General features: G+C 71.9%; 1 protein-coding gene. It reads right to left on the bottom strand.

The window, feature by feature from the left end; all coding sequences use genetic code 11:
• The coding region (locus AC1DN0_RS41965; protein WP_477146740.1) for a TonB-dependent receptor domain-containing protein at positions 1 to 360 on the bottom strand (360 nt) is incomplete at both ends.

Genomic DNA, 360 nt, shown 5'->3' with positions numbered 1-360 from the left:
GCGCCAGCGAGGGCGCGCGGAAGTTGTTGGAAATCGCCCCGCGCAGCGCGAACGCCGGGGTGAATTCATAGCGCAGGCCCAGCTTGCCGGTGAGCTCGCCGCCGTAGTCGTCGCTGTGTTCGTAACGCGCGGCCAGGTCGCTGGAGAAGTGCTCGCCGAACTGGCTGGACAGGCTGGCATAGGCGCTGGCCACGTCGCGCGACAGCGAGGTGGCGTCCTGCGGGGTCAGGCCACCGCCGGCCTGGGAGCCGGTCGGGCGGTCGGTGAACGGGCCGGCGGCGTAGCTGCTCGGGTCGCCCGGACGGGTCTGGTAGTGGTCGCGGCGTGCTTCCACGCCCAGCCCGAGGCTGTGGGTGATGG

It is taken from the genome of Cupriavidus sp. 05N39, assembly GCF_056397325.1.
Note: the sequence above shows the minus strand (reverse complement) of the source record. Positions and strands in the feature narration are given on the sequence as shown.